Raw genomic sequence first — 16,224 nt, 5'->3', positions numbered from 1 at the left:
TAAGGTGATAGTCAATCATTCATTTTTCATGATTCTAATATTGCCACTACATGATTTAATTCCTGCAAGGCATGGGGTTCGATTTTTAATGTGCATGTAGCTTTTCCTGTACCTCCATAGACAAAATCATATTTAAAAAGCTGCTTGTCAAGGACACAAGGCAAATCTAAGCCGATCATCGGAATACTACCAACCTCAAATCCTGTCACCTTTGGAACTTCCTTTGGAGATGCTAATTTTACTTTGCTACAGTCTAATAGAATTGCTATTTTTTTCAAATCAAGTTTGTCACGGTTACCTGATACAATGAAAACAAAGTATCCCTTATCTGTTTTCAAAATGAACGTGGGAGCAGTCTGTCCTGCCTCAATCCCAAAATACTTAATGCCATCTTCTCTAGAAAGAATCGGTTTTTGATGATGAATGATTTCATACCTATATTTAGATCTTTCTAAAATCCCTTCTAATTCATTCACAAGAGCACCTCCAACTACGGCTTTACTATATCATTATTCGGCTGAGGTTGAAAGATTTCTCTTAGGATATGGAATCTCACTTATTTTTTTGAAGTATTCAATATACACATACTGAAGCAAGCTTAAAGAACGAATGTGCCTGTTCCAGATACTGTTGCTATTAATACCCCCGTTTGTTATAGATGAATTCTAAAAAAGAAAAGCAGCTATACAAAGGAGTCTTCATCAAAGAATTGCTTATCTTTAACATTAATTCATTTGCTCTATCTTATGACCAATATATCCTTATCCAGCATATAAGGACATTAAAAAGTTATTATCTAAATCAGACCAATAAAGACTCTTTTTATCACGAATTACCGATACATCACCTTGTGTTTCATCACTTACTTATTGAATTAACCGCCATATTTGTCATCTAAGAACGGTACAACTTTCTTTAGGATCTACATCCGAATTGTTTCTTTTCTCTTATTCTATAAAATCCATTTTCCGCTAACTCCCCCCTTTTTTTTCTACCATTAGCAAGGGTTCACTTATTAAATGCTGCCCCTTTAATTTCAATTATTTTTTAGTTTAACAACCTTTTTATTTAACTGCTATCTCTAAGAAGATGAAGATGCACAGACAGATAGGACGTTAAATAAAACGTTACTGTTAAAATGTCCATAACCAAGAGAAGGCCCTTCTGTTAATCAGAAGGGCTTTAGTGTGGTCATTCATGTTGTATGAATAATATATAACCATCCTATTTACTTTAAGTGTAATTTTGGAAATAATAGAGATAATTCCTCCAGAGGTCTTAGAAGAAATATTCGAAAAAAAGCACATAAAAAGACGACTTTTTTACACTAATAGGAATCTTCATTAAACACTTATAGAAATTAATATTGACAAAAATCTATTTAGATATAGAATAATGACTTAACTCTGACAAATTCATTTAGAAGTGGGCATTTCCCGCTAACAATGAAAACAAACTATCCTACTTAATCCGTTGTAATACTCGTATATATTTCTAAAACAAATTTAGTTTTTTATTAAAACTTCTAATAATTCTTGACTTTCATTTTTATTTAAAAAGACATATTCAGTTTTTTCTCTAGAAATTTGAATTGTATCATTATCTATTAGCCAAACATAATAGGTAATTGGTTTCTCCTCAACACTTGGATTCGTATAGGAAAAATTAAATATATAATCTGCTTTCCTATTATGTTCTATCTTTTCATTTTTCCAATCATACTCATTTAACAGATCTTTTATCTTTAAAACTTGATTTTGATCCGCAATTTCAGTTTGTTTATACTCCCCATTATCAGCTAATTTTTCAACAACTATTTTTAGTTCTTCATTATTAGAGCAACCACTCATAAAAAGAATCAAAAATAACATGCTATAAACCCACTTAATCTTGAGCATTGTTTTCCCCCTTTAAGCTTTAATAAAAATCCATCCTATTTGTTGAATTTTACTCTTGCTTCCTTATGAATCTAACTTTTTATCCTCATTTTTAACACCTACTTTTCCAAAAGTAATACCTTTGGTAAAGTAGTGATCTGCATTTACATCTGTTGAAGGTCTTAAGAAGAGGATGTATTGTTCGTTTTTCTCCATAAGTTCATATTCATTTATTTGATAAAGTATATTATTCTCTTTATCTAAAGTAGAGAACTCAGAAATCTTAATTGTATTATTTTGGTTTAACTCTTTATTTGTAGTGTTTTTATAGATTTTAGTAATTTTAAAACTTGAAATTGTAAACTCATTCATTAAATAACCCTCTTCATCTCTAATGAGTGATGGCTCTTCCTCAAAAACTTTAATACCTCTAACTATTAGTGGGGAATCTTCTATTAGTAGAGCTAGATTTTCATATGAGTCTGTTTTTGCGTGCGCTTCTGAAATAATAGGTTTTATTTCACCAAATCTATTATTATATGTAGTAGGTTTTATTTTCTTGGAATTACTATTTTCAGATTTAGATTGATTTAATGGTAATATAAATAAAACTACCACCAAGGTTAATATACCAGATAAATACAATTACTTCTTTTTTATATTAACATCCTCCATTATTTAGTAAATATAATTTAAACCAGCTTTATCAATAAAACCTTTTGCTCTCCTTACAGATTTAGACTCATTAGATTTTTGAGTATGATGTAATCCGATGATATGACCAAACTCATGAACAGCAGTCTCTTTTTTTCTAGTAGTACTTAAAGTGTTAAATGGTTTATAAAAAAATGTTACTATTCCCTTTATAAGCTGTGGCGTATGTACCACTATCCGTATTGCTATAAGAAACTCTAATTTTTGCTGAATTTGAATCAGTGGTTGTATTAAGTTTAACAGGGCTACCTGAAATAATTCCAAGTACATGGATTACTTCAAATATCCAAACATTCTTAAACAATTAAAATAAATGGTTTTTCTGATAATTCAAGTCGATTGCGAACCAGAAACAATGTTGTAGGCTATAATATTATTCTTATCAAGAGCAGCAATAGTGATGTGAAAATAACATTTTTTTAGTAAAAGAATCTGCCTTTCCATTATTATTACCATCTACTCCCTATCCCCCACTTTATTACAATCAAATTTGTAGTATTTGCAACGTTACCGCGACCAATATTGTATTTTCATCAGGTCTAAGTATAAATTAATCGAGTATAAGTGGATGGCGATAAATTCTTTCAAATTTGTAATCTTCACGTTTTGATTGTTTGGTTAAATTGTCTAACACAATGTTCGGACTTCTTATAGAACCTCACATTCCTTACCAATTTTAAGTTAGACAAGATAAGCTGTTCCGCTTCGCCACGTACTAGGCTTTCCCTAGCTCGGACTACTACGGGAACTCCGTTACCCTATCAGATATTCAGATACAAATTATCTTAGATTATGGTTAATCTTTCTGACTTAAGTAATCACTATTTAATCCATATAAGAACGAGCACGATGTAATGTCGGATATAATCATCCTCCGTCATAGATGGAACAATAGTCTCCTCGAGCTGTCATTGAAGCAGTTTAGCTTTTATCTCATTTATATCTTCTCACTTCGCTATTCAGTCGTAACGTGATGGTTCGATAACTTATAACTTTCCAAACATGCTCCATTCCCCGATACTTGGTTTCCCTCACGGACAAGTTTAGTATAAGAAATCATTGGCTTTAATGTGCTGAAAGCTGTCTCCTTAATAGAAAAAAGCACTCCTTATTTGTTGGAAGGAATGCATACCACTTCATATATATGTTCTGTTTTTTAGGTCAGGCCAATTGCTCCTTCCCCTGTCTCTCTCGATTTAGTAGTTCTTCTCCTTGATGGCAAGGAACAAAGACGATGTTACCATTCATCAGAACCGTCTATCAACTAGGTGTCACTACCATCCTTTTTAGGGGAAAACTTTATTATATCTTAAAGAAAAAGCTACATCATAATTAGAAGCAAATAAATGCTCCTACAATAATCAATAGGATAAACAATACAACAATTAAAACAAAGTCATTTCTTGGACAGGCTGGTGCGCAATAACCGTAAGCGGGTGCTGTATAAGCTGGTGCTGTATAGGTAGGAAAAGATGGCGCACTTGGAAAAAATTCAGGTGATACATTCGGCTGAGGAGCAGCATTCGCACCAAAAGTTGGAGGTGCATTTACGTTAGCATACATTTTCATTCATCCTTTCTTCTAGTAAGGCTATCCCTACATTATACTCTCAAAAATGAAAATGGAGCCCGTCTATTGAAAAATGGGTATGTACCCAGCAGCCACCAGGCAGAATAAAAACAAATTACCCTTTGTACATATATCCAAGCTGCACTAGATAGTTCTGATACCTTAAAGTTGATATAGAACTGCGGTTATGATGTACAACAGGTAGTTGTCGTTTGAACGTCGTGCTTCTTGTCTGCTGCCGTGTCAATCTTGATAAATGGGTAAATGATGGTCTCGTTACCAAGCTTGACAGAAATGCGGATCGATTACTAGCTGGTATTCTTATCTCATTAAGATTTTGAATAATTTCCTGATCAGTTCTTATGGAAAAGCCATGTCCGAAAAACCTCCCATCATCCAGAAGTATGGCATTTAGCCCTCTAAACCATGGGGCTGCTAAGTCAAAATCGGGATTTTCAAAGTAGATAATGTCACCAGGCAAAAAACTATTGGAATTAAACGTAACAAGGCCGAGGTCTGTGTCAACATGCCAGCTGTATAGATAAAGATTGCGAAAATGAGTATCGAATGCACGTTTCCCGATCGTCTGTAGTGTAGCATGATAAATGATAATAACAGCAGCAGTTGCACATTCAAATGCATAAAGCGAACTGTTCGAATAAATATCCATAATGGCATCAGAAGGCTGCACATCCGGGCTCAGCGAGAACCCCCCGGCCGAGGTTAGTTGCCAGTAAGCAGGGTTGCACCGAGATTGCTCGAAAACAGTAAACTGTGCCTCTGTTTCATTTATTGCTCTTGCACTATTAATGATATTTTTGCGCATTGTCAATTCGAACTGCAATTCCTCTAATGAAGGATAAGAATACATGTTATGATCATCTTGCATGTACTGCAAAATACTTCTTTCGATTTGATCCAATGGCCAATTTTCTGGAAGCTGAAAGGTTGTTCCTGCTATTTGTAACATTTGCTCCTCCATTCAACACTTTTCTTGCTGGGTATAATTTAAGATATTCTCCTTCCCGCTCAAAAATGTACTTAATTCTCATTGGCTATTAAGAAGCAAATAGTCTGTCACCGATATTTCTCGCCCAATCTTTTTTGCTATTGGCATAGTAAAAGTATAAATAGCATGTATACTTAAACAAAACAAAGAGCAATGCTTGGAAGCATCACCCTAAAAAATCATTTAAAAACATGTAAACGAAACAATTCTTCTTGTATCAATACCAAAAATCATCCAAAACCTGCCGTTCCATCTAAAACCAGCTACAGATCTTGGTCCTATGAAAACAGGAAAAAACCAAAAGCTATCTCCATTACTTAGCCATATATAAGTATTTCGAAACATGCACAAGCTAATGGCACCTGGATCAATCGCAAATGGTGAAGCCGCTGCTTGCTGTGGAATAAATGCGGGAGGAGGTGCGGTTGGAGCTTGTGAAGGTTGTAATCCAGGTATACCTGATGGTCCTCCGAATCCAGGTATACCTCCAGGGCCTCCAAATCCAGGACCTGGGATACCTGGAGTTCCTATAGGTCCTGGCGCTGATGGGAATAGAAAATTCAGTCTCTCTGATTGTTGATAGGCATTCGTAGTAGGATATACTTCTTGATTATACATACAAACATAACCACCTTATTTTTTATCAATGTCTAAAGTATTGTATGTTTTCTTGATTTTTAGGTAGCTTATCCGTTGTATAAATGCATGCCTATTTTCTTCCATAACTAGTTTGGCAGCTTAAAATATGGGGTATATTTAAATCTTTCCCTCTAAAAAAAGCCAAAAATATGCAAATAACATGCATGTTTTCAGCTTATTTATAAATGTTCATCCTCTATAAACACTTTCACAAGTTCCGGCCTTTGGTTCATAAAAACAATGTTGTTTAAATTGACCAGTAAAAGGCTGATCATACCATGTGGATGGACAAGGACCATATGGATTAAAGTACCACAAAGCAAATTTTGCGGGATGATCTCTCCAGTATTTCACATTTTGAAGCGCTAACCGTCTTTCCGATTCTCTTGCTCTTTGATAAAAGACATTTCCTTTTTGAACAGCTTCAAAAGAGTAATTTCCCCCTTGAACATGAAAAATGACTTGTTCAACGGTACGTAAATCTTTAAAATCTAAACAATCTCCAACAACGCGGTTTACAATTACATTTCCGACATAGAGCATTCCTTGGTTTCCTTCACCTTCCGCTTCCGCTCTCATCATTCTTGCCATTAAATCAATATCTGCATCCCTGTATGCTATTCTTGCCATTTTTTCACCTCCAAAATATTTTATGAGAAAAAAATACCTTATAGACCTTAAGCAGGAAATATTGATCCCCCCTTTTAACTGGCACAGGATGCTGTAAGTTATAGTTATAATTTACATTTTTCTATTTCTTTTTCTTGCCTATCATATATTGTCACTTTATCGTTGATTTTTTAACATTTTATTTATTATCTTTTTATGAAGATATCGAAGTTTATTTTCATCATAAGTGAATAAGGCTTTCGGAATTATGTATAGGTGGATGACTTTATATTGTTTCCCAACATCTATTCACTATATAAATCACTCAATATTAAAATTTTCCTTTTTATTTCAGTCTTTAGCTCTACGGGTTCAACGACTTTTGCATGGTTCCCCATTTGTATGAAATAGTCAGATAAAAAGTCTATTTCTGTTTCACTTATTGAACCATTCATGACTCCATACCCTTTACTGTCAATTGTAAGTTTATAATAAAGCGAAACATTCGATTTATATTTTTCTACTCCTATCGGTGTTAATTCCACCTTAAGGTCATACTTTTTCTTTGTTTGTAACATTGTAATCATCTCATGTAAGCTGGTTTCTTTTAGATTTAAATTATCCCTTCTGTCACTTAATTCAACTTCCGAAATACGATCACACCGAAAAAGTCTAAAATCTTTCCTAAGATAACAATACGAAGGACAATACCATCTTCCATATTGAGAAAATAACCCAACTGGTTGAATCTCTCTTTTAACACCCAAGTAAGAAATCCAGAGCGACTCATTTTCGATTGCTGCCATAAATAGCTCTTTTAATAAAGGACTTTCTTTACTCTGATTATCTATTTTAAAATCAATCTTATTTTTGATTAAATCTATTTCCTCTTTCATCTTTCCGTTTAAATTCAGATAAAACTTTCTTATGATTGACTGATATTCTGATTCAAAAGGTAGGCTGATAAAATGTTTTAAAGACAAAAGAGCAAAAAAAATAGAGAGAGTTTCCTCTTTTGTAAAAGAGACAGCAAGTAAATTTCTCTCTTCTAAAACTCGATATCCTCCGTTAGCCCCTACCTCTGAAATTAATGGTACCCCTAAAATACTTAATTCTTCTAAATCCCTTAGAATCGTTCTTCTTGAAACATTAAATTCCTTTGCTAAATCGTCTACCTTAAACTTTTTGACTCGATTAATATACAATCTTAATTCATTTAACCTAATTGCCTTGCTCAAAATTTTTCACCTCTTTTGCTAATTGTGTCATCATTTGTCACTATTACATTATATACTGAAGAAAGTATCATAATTGAATTTTTAGGAGGAATTAAGCATGAACCAAACCGAAAAAAAAGAGATTTTAATTGTTATTTTGAACGAATTTGCTGATTGGGAAATATCTTATGTAGCATCTTTCTTAAATAATACAGATAAGTATATCTCTAAGATTGTTAGTGTAAGTGATGGTGTTATAACATCAATCGGCGGATTAAACGTTCTTCCAGATTACACCTTAGAAAGTGCCCCCGAAGATTTTTACGGTTTAATACTAATTGGAGGAAACTCTTGGCGTAAACCAGTAAGCAATAAAGTCATTCCCATAATAGAAAAGGCACTTACAATGGATATTCCAGTAGGGGCAATATGTGATGCGACAGTTTTTATGGGAGTCAATGGTTGGTTAAATGAAGTAAAGCATACAAGCAATGAACTTCATGATTTGAAAACTTATGCACAAGACAACTACACCAATGAGAAGAATTATCTATTAGAACAAGCAGTTACTGACAGAAAAATTGTGACAGCAAATGGAACAGCTTCATTAGAATTTGCAAGAGAAATTCTTGAATTATTAGAAGCATATCCTAAGGATTATATTAATCAACTTTATCAATTTCATAAATTAGGTTATTACGAGGCAAAAAAGATCAGTTTGTAAATATCAACTATTCACAATGTCCATAATTATTAAGATGGAAAATTATGGACATTGTGTTTTAACAACCTTTACTTTCCAACTTCTTTGTATAAGAAAATCATGGAAATCTGATGCTCCTTTAAATTTTCATCTTCCTTTTCCCCCGCTGCGTTAACTTAATAGCTTCAACGCAAGCTGTTTTATCCTTCTTAGACCAATGTACTCGTTTGTTCAAGAAGAAAAAGATAAACCTTTCAGATCGAATTGGCTATACAGCCAATCTATTGCATCCTTAATATCCTCAGCGATATATTCAATTTCTATGTCTTTTATTTTTTCGTAGTGTTCGTTTAATGCTGAATGACCTGCACCTGTTTTTACCAGTATCTTCATACTATTCGTTTTAGAAGCAGCTAACATATCACTCCATCTATCACCTATAACCACACAATTTTTTAAGTTTAATTTGTATTTTTCAGCACCATTGATAAGCATACCTGTATTGGGTTTTCTGCAATTGCACCCTTCGCTCTGACTATGTGGACAAATAAATATATCATCAAAGCCAAATTTAGTAAGTTCCTCCATAAATTCTTGTGAAGTTGCTTTTCCCTCTGATATTCCTGGTTGATTTGTAAAGGAGAGTACTTTTATTCCATCTTCCTTCAATTTACTTATTTGTTGCTGAGAATCAGAAAACAAGGTAAATGTACCAGGATAGTGTACAGTGTCATCTCCACCAATTGTTCCATCTCTATCTAAAAATACTGCCTCTATTTTACGATTATGATTCATGTAAAACAATCTCCTTACCCCGATATTAAGTAAATAATTATTTTAAACTACTTCCCTTAAAGTTTGGGAAGATACATAAGTTCATTTTCCAATGTAGAAATCTTCAAGAATGTCTGTTAGACAATACTTTTATACTACTCCTGTTTTTTTATTATCACTATAGCAGAACGTACGTTTCGCAGCAATCAAATATTTGTTATTTTACAAAACATTCGATTAAAAATCCCTTTAGAAATATCAAAAACTTCCCTTTTCTTTAAAAGCACCTGTTTATGTAAGTGTTATCCTTCGCAACTATGAAAAAGCATTAATCCTTTTGGATTAACACCCGAATTTTTAGTAGAAAATAATCCCTTACATTAAAATTATTTAAATGAAAAATAAATGCATAATTTGGCATGCTAATTTATCAACATCAGCTAAGTTATGTATGCAATGAAATGTTAAAGTATTCACAAATATATTCTAATTAAGTATCCATACATAGTACAGACACCTCCTATCCTTGGTTTGATGGAGGCGCCCGAATTTTTCAAACTTATTCTTCTATAGTACTTTGGCTTATTATTAATTATTCCTCACCCAAGATAGCTAAAGGGCTGAAGGATTCAAAGTGAATGTAACTTCTGGGTACTCCTATTTTGTCTAAGATTGAGACGATAGCTTGCATGAAAGGAACAGATCCGCATAAATAAACTTCTGTATCTTTATTCTTTATAACTGAATTAAGTAAATCCTGATTCACATAGCCTTTTAGATAAAAGTCAAGCCCTTGTTTGTCTTCTGTAGTTGGCGAATCATAACAAACTAGCGTTTTTAAGTTGGTATGACGTTTTTCTAACTGCTTTATATGCTCTTTAAAAGGATGATACTTACTGTTTTTGGTAGCATATATTAATGTAACTTCACGATTAGGTTGTTCTGAAACAACTGAGTTTAACATACTCAAAATAGGAGTAATTCCAATTCCCCCACTAACTAAAACTAATGAAGTATCTTTGGTGTCTAAAACAAAATCACCCGCAGGGGCGGAAAATAGTAAAATATCTCCTTCCTTTATTTCATTATGTAAATAGTTCGAAACAATTCCCTCAGGAGTGCTTCGATCATCATCCTCTCTTTTAACGCTGATTCGGTAATAATCCTTACCAGGTGCTTCCGATATGCTGTAATGCCGAATGTGTGTGTATTTCTCACCAGGTATTGTAGCTTTAAGTGTTAAATATTGACCTGGTTTGTAGATCGCCATTTCCTTGCCATCTTTAGGCTTTAAATAAAAAGAGGTTACATCTTCACTTTCCTTTATTTTTTTTTCAATATAAAAATCTTTATATCCTTCCCACCCGCCAGCTTGTTTTTTTGTTTCTTCATATAATTTTTCTTCCAAACTTATAAAAGCATCGGAAATGTAGCTATATGCCTTTTCCCAAGCATTAATAATTTCATCTGTAGCAGCGTCACCCAGTACATCCTTAACTGCTTGCAATAATGTTTCTCCCACCACCGGATACTGTTCTGCTTTAATTCCGATAGCACGGTGCTTTTGAGATATTCTCTCGATAACAGGTTTAATAGCATCCAAATTTGTAATATACTCTCCAGCAGCATAAACAGTGTAACCTAATGCCTCTTGTTGAATTCCTCTTTTTTGATTTGTCTGGTTGAAGATATTATACAAGTCAGGTGCTTTTTCAAAGAGTAGTTTATAGAATCTTAAACCAATTTCCTTGCTGTGCTCCTTTAGTATGGGAGCAGTTGATTGAACAATTAATATCGTTTTTTCTTCTAACATGTTAAACACCTCTTAGATAAGTTCATTATTCTTGCAGCAGCTAAATAGTATAGCTAAAAATCAAACTATCTCTTCCTTTTATAATAGAATAGGCAGACGTCTAAATAAAAAAAGAGCTTCACGCTAGTTTCTCCCAAAAGTTGGTCTTTTACCCTAACCTTTTGGGGACAGTACACAATCTGCTGAGATCAAATTGCTCTATTTCCCATGTGCTTCTTTACTAGAAATATTCTTCTTAGATATATACAAATTATTAGTATTGTCTACTCCCGCATAGAAAATCTCTGAACAACTCGTAATTTTTTGCTTCCTTAATTCAGCTGTCAACCATTCCTTATCTAAACCAGCAGTTGTTAAGTTTTCCTCCAATAATTCTCCATCAATGATAATATCCTTTTTGATAATTGAACTTGTTGTTTGAATGTGTATATCGAAAGGCGTAAGTGGTCGCTTATCTGAATTGAGCAATACAGATAAACTACCGTCAGTTTCCAGTATGGCAAATTCTACATCGGCAATATGAAAGACATCTTTCGACCTTAATTTCATCATTAATTCATTTATCGTTAACTTCATTTGCTTCATATTCTCATACACAATTATCCCGTTTTTAACCAATGTAACTGATTCAGAATTGATTAATTTCCTTAACTTCCAACTTTTCAAGCCTAAATAACTAGATAATACTGTTAAGATAGCAAACATTATAAAAGCAGTGGTGGCTGATAGTGTAGGAAAATCTTCATTAATAAAATCATTTGCAATTAATGACCCCATTGAAACTGCCATAACAAAATCAACAAAATTCATCTGTGATATAAATCTGGTACCGATTTTTCGACTGAGAAATAATGCTAAAATATATATTACAATACTCTTCAGTATAGTAATAAAAAAAATATCTCCCATTTATGCATTACCATCCTTAAATTTATTATTCTTTAAGTAGTTTGTAGAGAAATTAATAAGCTATTCACTTTTCTTAATAAATCTAGTTCTCTATGTATGAATGTTTTTTATTCAACTTAAATTAAGCTAAGTCCACTTTTTTAGAATTCACTCCCTAGGTGCAAAAAACAAAATTTTATTCTTTTACGCTTGATTTTTTAAAAATTATCTATTATATTTTAGTTAGTAATTGATTAATCACTAACTAAAAGGTGGGAGTTTTTTGAAAGAAAAGCAAAATATGAGTAATCGCCGAGATGAAATTTTATCTGCTGCCATTGAAGTGTTTGCGCAAGAAGGATATTACCGGGCAACAACAATGAAGGTTGCAAATAAAGCAGAGATTTCTCAGCCCTATATATTCCGTTTTTTTTCTTCAAAAGAACTATTACTAGAAGAAGCCTTAAAATTATCGTGGTCTAGAATTCAAGCTGCTTTTTCACAAGTTATCCAATCTGCTTCTGTAGAAAATCTAGAAATAGAACTTATTCAGGCTTATGAAGAAATTATGAGGAATTATGAAAATGAAATCTTGCTGCAAATGCAGGCTCAAACAATAAGAGAAACTAATATCGTTACGCTTATGCAAGAGGAGTTTTTAAAGATACAATCCATCGTATATACAGCCTTTCAAACAGCTGGTGTCTCTAACCCCTCTGAAAAAACTTTATTATTTTTAGCCCGTGGAATGCTGTGTAACATATCCCTAGCTTTAAATTTGCCAAAATTAATGGAAATAGACGACTAACTATCGTCTATTTTATTAAAAAATAGTTATTGATCAATCACTAAATAAAATAGAAAGGCTGAACTTATTATGAAAAATGTTATTGTATTAGGTGCAACCGGCGGTACTGGAGCTGCCATTACAGAGGAATTACTAAATAGAGGAATTAAAACGATAGCTTTTGGTAGATCTATGGAAAAACTTCATAGCTTAAAAGAAAAATTGGGTAATAGCCATTTATTGACATTGGAATCAGGAAATGCCTTTGACTATAACAGTATTTATGATGCTGCTAAAGATGCTGATGTAATTTTTCAATGTGCAGCTGTTCCATATGTGGAAATGCATCATTCTCAAATCCCTTTAGGAAAGGCTGTCATGACTGCTGCAGATAAACTTAGCAAAAAAATCGTATTTATTGATGGAATATATCCCTATGGAAAAGCCAGAACCCCATTAGTCGATGAGGAACATCCTAAAAACCCCCATACAAAGAAGGGAAAAGTTAAACTTGAATTAGAAAAACTAATTTTCAGTAATGAGTGGATAAAGGCCGAAACAATGATTATAAGACTTCCAGATTATTATGGCCCTACAACAAATTTCAACTCCTATTTAGGGATGACGTTGGTAAATATAGCGAAAGGAAAATTATCTTCTTATATTGGTTCTCTTTCTATTCCAAGAGAGTATGTATATCTACCCGATGCGGCAAAAATGATAATAGAACTTGCTATGAATAATGATGCATACGGACAAAACTGGAATATCCCAGGAAACACTATAACCGGCAAGAGACTTATCCAGATAGCTCAATCTACAGCAGGAAAATCTGCTCCGGTAATCCCCTTAACAAGATACATGTTAAAGCTGATTGGAATATTCAGCCCTGTCATGAAAGAGCTGGTTGAAATGTCTTATTTAACAGAAACTCCTGTTTACTTAGATGGCAGCAAGTATAAAAAGACAATTGGTTCCTTAATCCAAACTTCATTTGAAGTAGGTATAGCCGAAACAATTCGCTCCATTCAAAAAGACACTCAGTCAGCCAAATAATATATTCAGATATTGAGCGAATTTAGGATATAATTATTCTAGCTTCTAAATAAATTCCAATAATTAAACAGAAATACTAAAGAAAGATTCTTATATTCATTCTCATTTTTTAAGGCTGCAGTTTCATGAAGGTTTATTTCTAATACCAACAGCGTGAATACACGTATCTTACTACTAAATCAATGCTAAACCCTCGTGTAGTTCACGCTGTTGCCCTGATACCAATAGGAATTATCTTGTCTTCAAGCTGCTTTATTTTTTGGAACTAATTAATTTTATGAACGATTATTCATCTTTACAATTTGGCTATTTCGTTTTGCAATATAAGCTTCAGCTTTATCCTTTATTCCAATAAGCTTTAGCTTCCTCTTCCAGTGCCTTTATTTGTAGTAATCATGGAACTCATTAAGATGTGCTAATACAATCTTTCCAGTAATAATAGGCCGATCAGCCGTGACGTAGAAAGTAGCAGGAAATCAATAACGAATACAAAAATCCATCAGCCTTCATTAAAATCTAAATTAATTGGCTCTAGTGGTAAAGTATCTCGTATCAGCATATTATTCGATGGCACAGAAAGATTTACTTCTTCAAATTTAAAACCATCAGCCCATACTTTGCCTGTTCCTGTTAGCAGGACTCCGAAGTGGATCGATTTACTTTCTTTCGTAACATCTAAAACTATCGTATAAAAGTTCCAATCTGTTGTACCTTCTATCGGCCGATCGTCCATATTATCAAATTGGATTACATCGCCTAAAGCATTGTCTACTCGACACCAGACTCCACACTTTCTAACTTCTTCTGTCTTTATAAAGCAAGACATTTTAATACGTTTTCCTTTCCAATTATCTGCAGAAAAACTTTGCATCATTGTTCCAAATTGTCCTTCTCCTATATCTGCTTTTGAAGTCAGCAAGCCTGATTTCGTACCTGTATGAAATACTTGTTCATCTGTTCTCATTTCATATAATGCTGGGTTTGAACCGCTTAAATTCCATCCTTTAATTATTGTATGATCACTCATCACTTTTTCCTCCATTCCTTGAAGTATTCGCATTACTCTGCGGTATTTTCCTGGCGGCATAGTATATAGCTCTTTAAAAGAACGTGTGAAAGCTTCTTGTGACTGAAAATGTAATTTAAACGCAATGTCAATTAGCGATTCATCTGAATATAATAATTGCATTGCTGCTGTTGCCAGTCTTCGTTTTCGAATATATTCACTTATCGTCAATCCAGTTTCCTCTTTAAAGATTCGTGATAAGTGAAATTTTGAATAACCGATTTTTGATGCATAATCCTCTAAATGCCAATCTTCTAACAAATAGTCTTCTAGAAAACAAATTACATCTTGAGCTACTTTGCGATACACTTTACTCACCTCACTTATAATATTAGAGGATAACCGATTATATTTTTTGATATTATTTGCTAGCTTAATTATGTTTTTAATCGGTAGAGATTTTCTCTTGTGGATAGGTTGGTTTACAATTAGAACAATCGTTCCTATTATACCGATTTAAAGGCGAATATGAAAAAGGGAACAAGTAACTGTAAGGTTCTTGGGAATAATATTCCAACCAAATAAAAAAACGAACAATTATACGAAGAATTTTCGTATAACTGTTCGGGGTAATTTATTTTAAGAAAGAAAACTGGTGGTAATCCCTGCAGATTGGATACACTTCGCTTTTATAGGTTTTAAAGTTTTAAGACACGGTCTTTCTTCACCTGCAGGCTCTAAAACAGCTTCCAAGGAATCCATGTGTATTCTGCCTGCTCCATTATTCCTACTAACAATGTTTAAGGGTTGAAAAAATATGGAACTAATGAAACGAATTGGTTTCACTACTAAATTAGCGCTTGTTCTCTTTACATTATCTATTTTATTTCCACCTCTTCTATTGAAATCCACTATTATTATCTCTTTATGGTACATAAATCTTTTAATTGTATGTATTGAACCATTTTCGCAATTGATTAATATGTGCTTGATGATATCTGTTATGGTCCGCCAGATGCCAAATCCCCCATTGAATGGTTGCATCGTTTCCATCTTCATATTCCACTGTTTGAAGTAAATCTTTATCCGTTAGCTGGCGGCATACAGATTTAAGCAAAGATAAAACATAATCATATTCGTTTAGAAGTACTTCTAATGAAATATCTGTAACTTGCGGTAATTGATTATTTTTATCTAACATTGGTCTATATCTATCTTCAAGTTCTTTGGGAATTACCTTTCCTCTTATTCGATAGACCCAATTTAAGTCAACATACATTAAATGTCTCAGCAATTGAGCCGTACTATTGTCATTTTGACTTGGACCTTTATATTCTAGCTCCTATTGATCCATACCAGCCACAATTGATTTGAGTCTTTGATAATTATTTTCTACCATGGAATATAGCATACCCACGATAGGATCCATTTGCGAATCTCCCTTTAAATCTAATATCATCCTAATTCTCCTCTTTATATACCAATATAATCCATAATTGTTTTTCATGTTGAATTTTTCCTATGGAACTGACATACTCCGTTGTACACCATAAGAAACTATCT

The 16,224-nt window shown here is 33.2% G+C and carries 16 protein-coding genes and 1 pseudogene; 3 read left to right on the top strand and 14 right to left on the bottom strand.

Annotation, left to right across the window (positions count from 1 at the left end; genetic code table 11):
• Positions 1–26: 26 nt before the first annotated feature.
• The 9 genes from NSS71_RS04230 to NSS71_RS04190 form a co-directional block, all read right to left on the bottom strand.
• On the bottom strand, positions 27–476 hold the full coding sequence (locus NSS71_RS04230) for an aminoacyl-tRNA deacylase (protein ID WP_095257511.1): 450 nt from the start codon (positions 474–476) through the stop codon (positions 27–29).
• A gap of 1,029 nt (positions 477–1,505) precedes the next feature.
• A complete protein-coding gene (locus NSS71_RS04225; protein WP_047940113.1) occupies positions 1,506–1,898 on the bottom strand; it encodes a hypothetical protein in 393 nt (130 codons plus the stop codon).
• 63 nt (positions 1,899–1,961) lie between these two features.
• On the bottom strand, positions 1,962–2,498 hold the full coding sequence (locus NSS71_RS04220; protein ID WP_144546269.1) for a hypothetical protein: 537 nt from the start codon (positions 2,496–2,498) through the stop codon (positions 1,962–1,964).
• A gap of 57 nt (positions 2,499–2,555) precedes the next feature.
• Complete coding sequence (locus tag NSS71_RS04215; protein WP_341117642.1) at positions 2,556–2,855, bottom strand: hypothetical protein; 300 nt, start codon at positions 2,853–2,855, stop codon at positions 2,556–2,558.
• 1,068 nt (positions 2,856–3,923) lie between these two features.
• Positions 3,924–4,154, bottom strand: coding sequence for a YjcZ family sporulation protein (locus NSS71_RS04210; RefSeq protein ID WP_047940111.1), 231 nt, complete (start codon positions 4,152–4,154; stop codon positions 3,924–3,926).
• 121 nt (positions 4,155–4,275) lie between these two features.
• The gene (locus tag NSS71_RS04205) at positions 4,276–5,130 is read right to left on the bottom strand and encodes a protein-glutamine gamma-glutamyltransferase (protein ID WP_047940110.1); all 855 of its coding nucleotides are present in this window, start codon (positions 5,128–5,130) and stop codon (positions 4,276–4,278) included.
• Between the two features lie 222 nt (positions 5,131–5,352).
• Positions 5,353–5,787, bottom strand: a complete 435-nt coding sequence (locus NSS71_RS04200) for a hypothetical protein (protein ID WP_047940109.1) — start codon at positions 5,785–5,787, stop codon at positions 5,353–5,355.
• A gap of 210 nt (positions 5,788–5,997) precedes the next feature.
• Positions 5,998–6,438, bottom strand: a complete 441-nt coding sequence (locus tag NSS71_RS04195; protein ID WP_047940108.1) for a cell wall hydrolase — start codon at positions 6,436–6,438, stop codon at positions 5,998–6,000.
• Positions 6,439–6,722: 284 nt separating this feature from the next.
• On the bottom strand, positions 6,723–7,655 hold the full coding sequence (locus tag NSS71_RS04190; protein ID WP_144546273.1) for a WYL domain-containing protein: 933 nt from the start codon (positions 7,653–7,655) through the stop codon (positions 6,723–6,725).
• 97 nt (positions 7,656–7,752) lie between these two features.
• Between NSS71_RS04190 and NSS71_RS04185 the strand changes: the two genes are divergently transcribed.
• Positions 7,753–8,358 carry a DJ-1/PfpI family protein gene (locus NSS71_RS04185; RefSeq protein WP_047940106.1) on the top strand — a complete coding sequence of 202 codons (606 nt, stop codon included), beginning with the start codon at positions 7,753–7,755 and terminating at the stop codon, positions 8,356–8,358.
• A gap of 210 nt (positions 8,359–8,568) precedes the next feature.
• Here the strand turns inward: NSS71_RS04185 and NSS71_RS04180 are convergent, their stop codons facing one another.
• The 3 genes from NSS71_RS04180 to NSS71_RS04170 all read right to left on the bottom strand — a co-directional run bounded on the left by NSS71_RS04180 (position 8,569) and on the right by NSS71_RS04170 (position 11,734).
• A complete protein-coding gene (locus NSS71_RS04180) occupies positions 8,569–9,132 on the bottom strand; it encodes an HAD-IIIA family hydrolase (RefSeq protein ID WP_341151303.1) in 564 nt (187 codons plus the stop codon).
• 571 nt (positions 9,133–9,703) lie between these two features.
• Positions 9,704–10,924, bottom strand: a complete 1,221-nt coding sequence (gene hmpA, locus NSS71_RS04175; RefSeq protein ID WP_061796602.1) for an NO-inducible flavohemoprotein — start codon at positions 10,922–10,924, stop codon at positions 9,704–9,706.
• 198 nt (positions 10,925–11,122) lie between these two features.
• The gene (locus tag NSS71_RS04170) at positions 11,123–11,734 is read right to left on the bottom strand and encodes a DUF421 domain-containing protein (protein WP_095257518.1); all 612 of its coding nucleotides are present in this window, start codon (positions 11,732–11,734) and stop codon (positions 11,123–11,125) included.
• A 379-nt stretch (positions 11,735–12,113) separates the two neighbouring features.
• On the opposite strand from NSS71_RS04170, the gene NSS71_RS04165 reads away from it, so the two are divergent.
• Positions 12,114–12,620 (top strand): TetR/AcrR family transcriptional regulator, encoded by a 507-nt coding sequence (locus NSS71_RS04165; protein WP_061796851.1) that lies wholly within the window; start codon positions 12,114–12,116, stop codon positions 12,618–12,620.
• Between the two features lie 69 nt (positions 12,621–12,689).
• A complete protein-coding gene (locus NSS71_RS04160; protein ID WP_341151302.1) occupies positions 12,690–13,655 on the top strand; it encodes an NAD-dependent epimerase/dehydratase family protein in 966 nt (321 codons plus the stop codon).
• Between the two features lie 499 nt (positions 13,656–14,154).
• Here NSS71_RS04160 and NSS71_RS04155 read toward each other — a convergent pair whose 3' ends face one another.
• Both NSS71_RS04155 and NSS71_RS04150 read right to left on the bottom strand, forming a co-directional pair.
• The gene (locus NSS71_RS04155) at positions 14,155–15,030 is read right to left on the bottom strand and encodes a helix-turn-helix transcriptional regulator (protein ID WP_095257520.1); all 876 of its coding nucleotides are present in this window, start codon (positions 15,028–15,030) and stop codon (positions 14,155–14,157) included.
• Between the two features lie 574 nt (positions 15,031–15,604).
• Positions 15,605–16,120 (bottom strand): annotated as a pseudogene (locus NSS71_RS04150) (DinB family protein).
• Positions 16,121–16,224: the final 104 nt, after the last annotated feature.

The sequence above is a fragment of the Niallia sp. FSL W8-0951 genome (assembly GCF_038006525.1).
Classification (GTDB): Bacteria; Bacillota; Bacilli; order Bacillales; family Cytobacillaceae; genus Niallia; species Niallia circulans.
Note: the sequence above shows the minus strand (reverse complement) of the source record. Positions and strands in the feature narration are given on the sequence as shown.

Excerpts from the sequence above, each read along its gene's own strand:
- NSS71_RS04165 (WP_061796851.1), top strand. The coding sequence starts at position 12,114 with ATGAGTAATCGCCGAGATGAAATTTTATCTGCTGCCATTGAAGTGTTT.
- NSS71_RS04185 (WP_047940106.1), top strand. The coding sequence starts at position 7,753 with ATGAACCAAACCGAAAAAAAAGAGATTTTAATTGTTATTTTGAACGAA.
- hmpA (WP_061796602.1), bottom strand. The coding sequence starts at position 10,924 with ATGTTAGAAGAAAAAACGATATTAATTGTTCAATCAACTGCTCCCATA.
- NSS71_RS04160 (WP_341151302.1), top strand. The coding sequence starts at position 12,690 with ATGAAAAATGTTATTGTATTAGGTGCAACCGGCGGTACTGGAGCTGCC.
- NSS71_RS04210 (WP_047940111.1), bottom strand. The coding sequence starts at position 4,154 with ATGTATGCTAACGTAAATGCACCTCCAACTTTTGGTGCGAATGCTGCT.
- NSS71_RS04170 (WP_095257518.1), bottom strand. The coding sequence starts at position 11,734 with ATGAATTTTGTTGATTTTGTTATGGCAGTTTCAATGGGGTCATTAATT.
- NSS71_RS04200 (WP_047940109.1), bottom strand. The coding sequence starts at position 5,787 with ATGTATAATCAAGAAGTATATCCTACTACGAATGCCTATCAACAATCA.
- NSS71_RS04195 (WP_047940108.1), bottom strand. The coding sequence starts at position 6,438 with ATGGCAAGAATAGCATACAGGGATGCAGATATTGATTTAATGGCAAGA.
- NSS71_RS04205 (WP_047940110.1), bottom strand. The coding sequence starts at position 5,130 with ATGTTACAAATAGCAGGAACAACCTTTCAGCTTCCAGAAAATTGGCCA.
- NSS71_RS04225 (WP_047940113.1), bottom strand. The coding sequence starts at position 1,898 with ATGCTCAAGATTAAGTGGGTTTATAGCATGTTATTTTTGATTCTTTTT.
- NSS71_RS04180 (WP_341151303.1), bottom strand. The coding sequence starts at position 9,132 with ATGAATCATAATCGTAAAATAGAGGCAGTATTTTTAGATAGAGATGGA.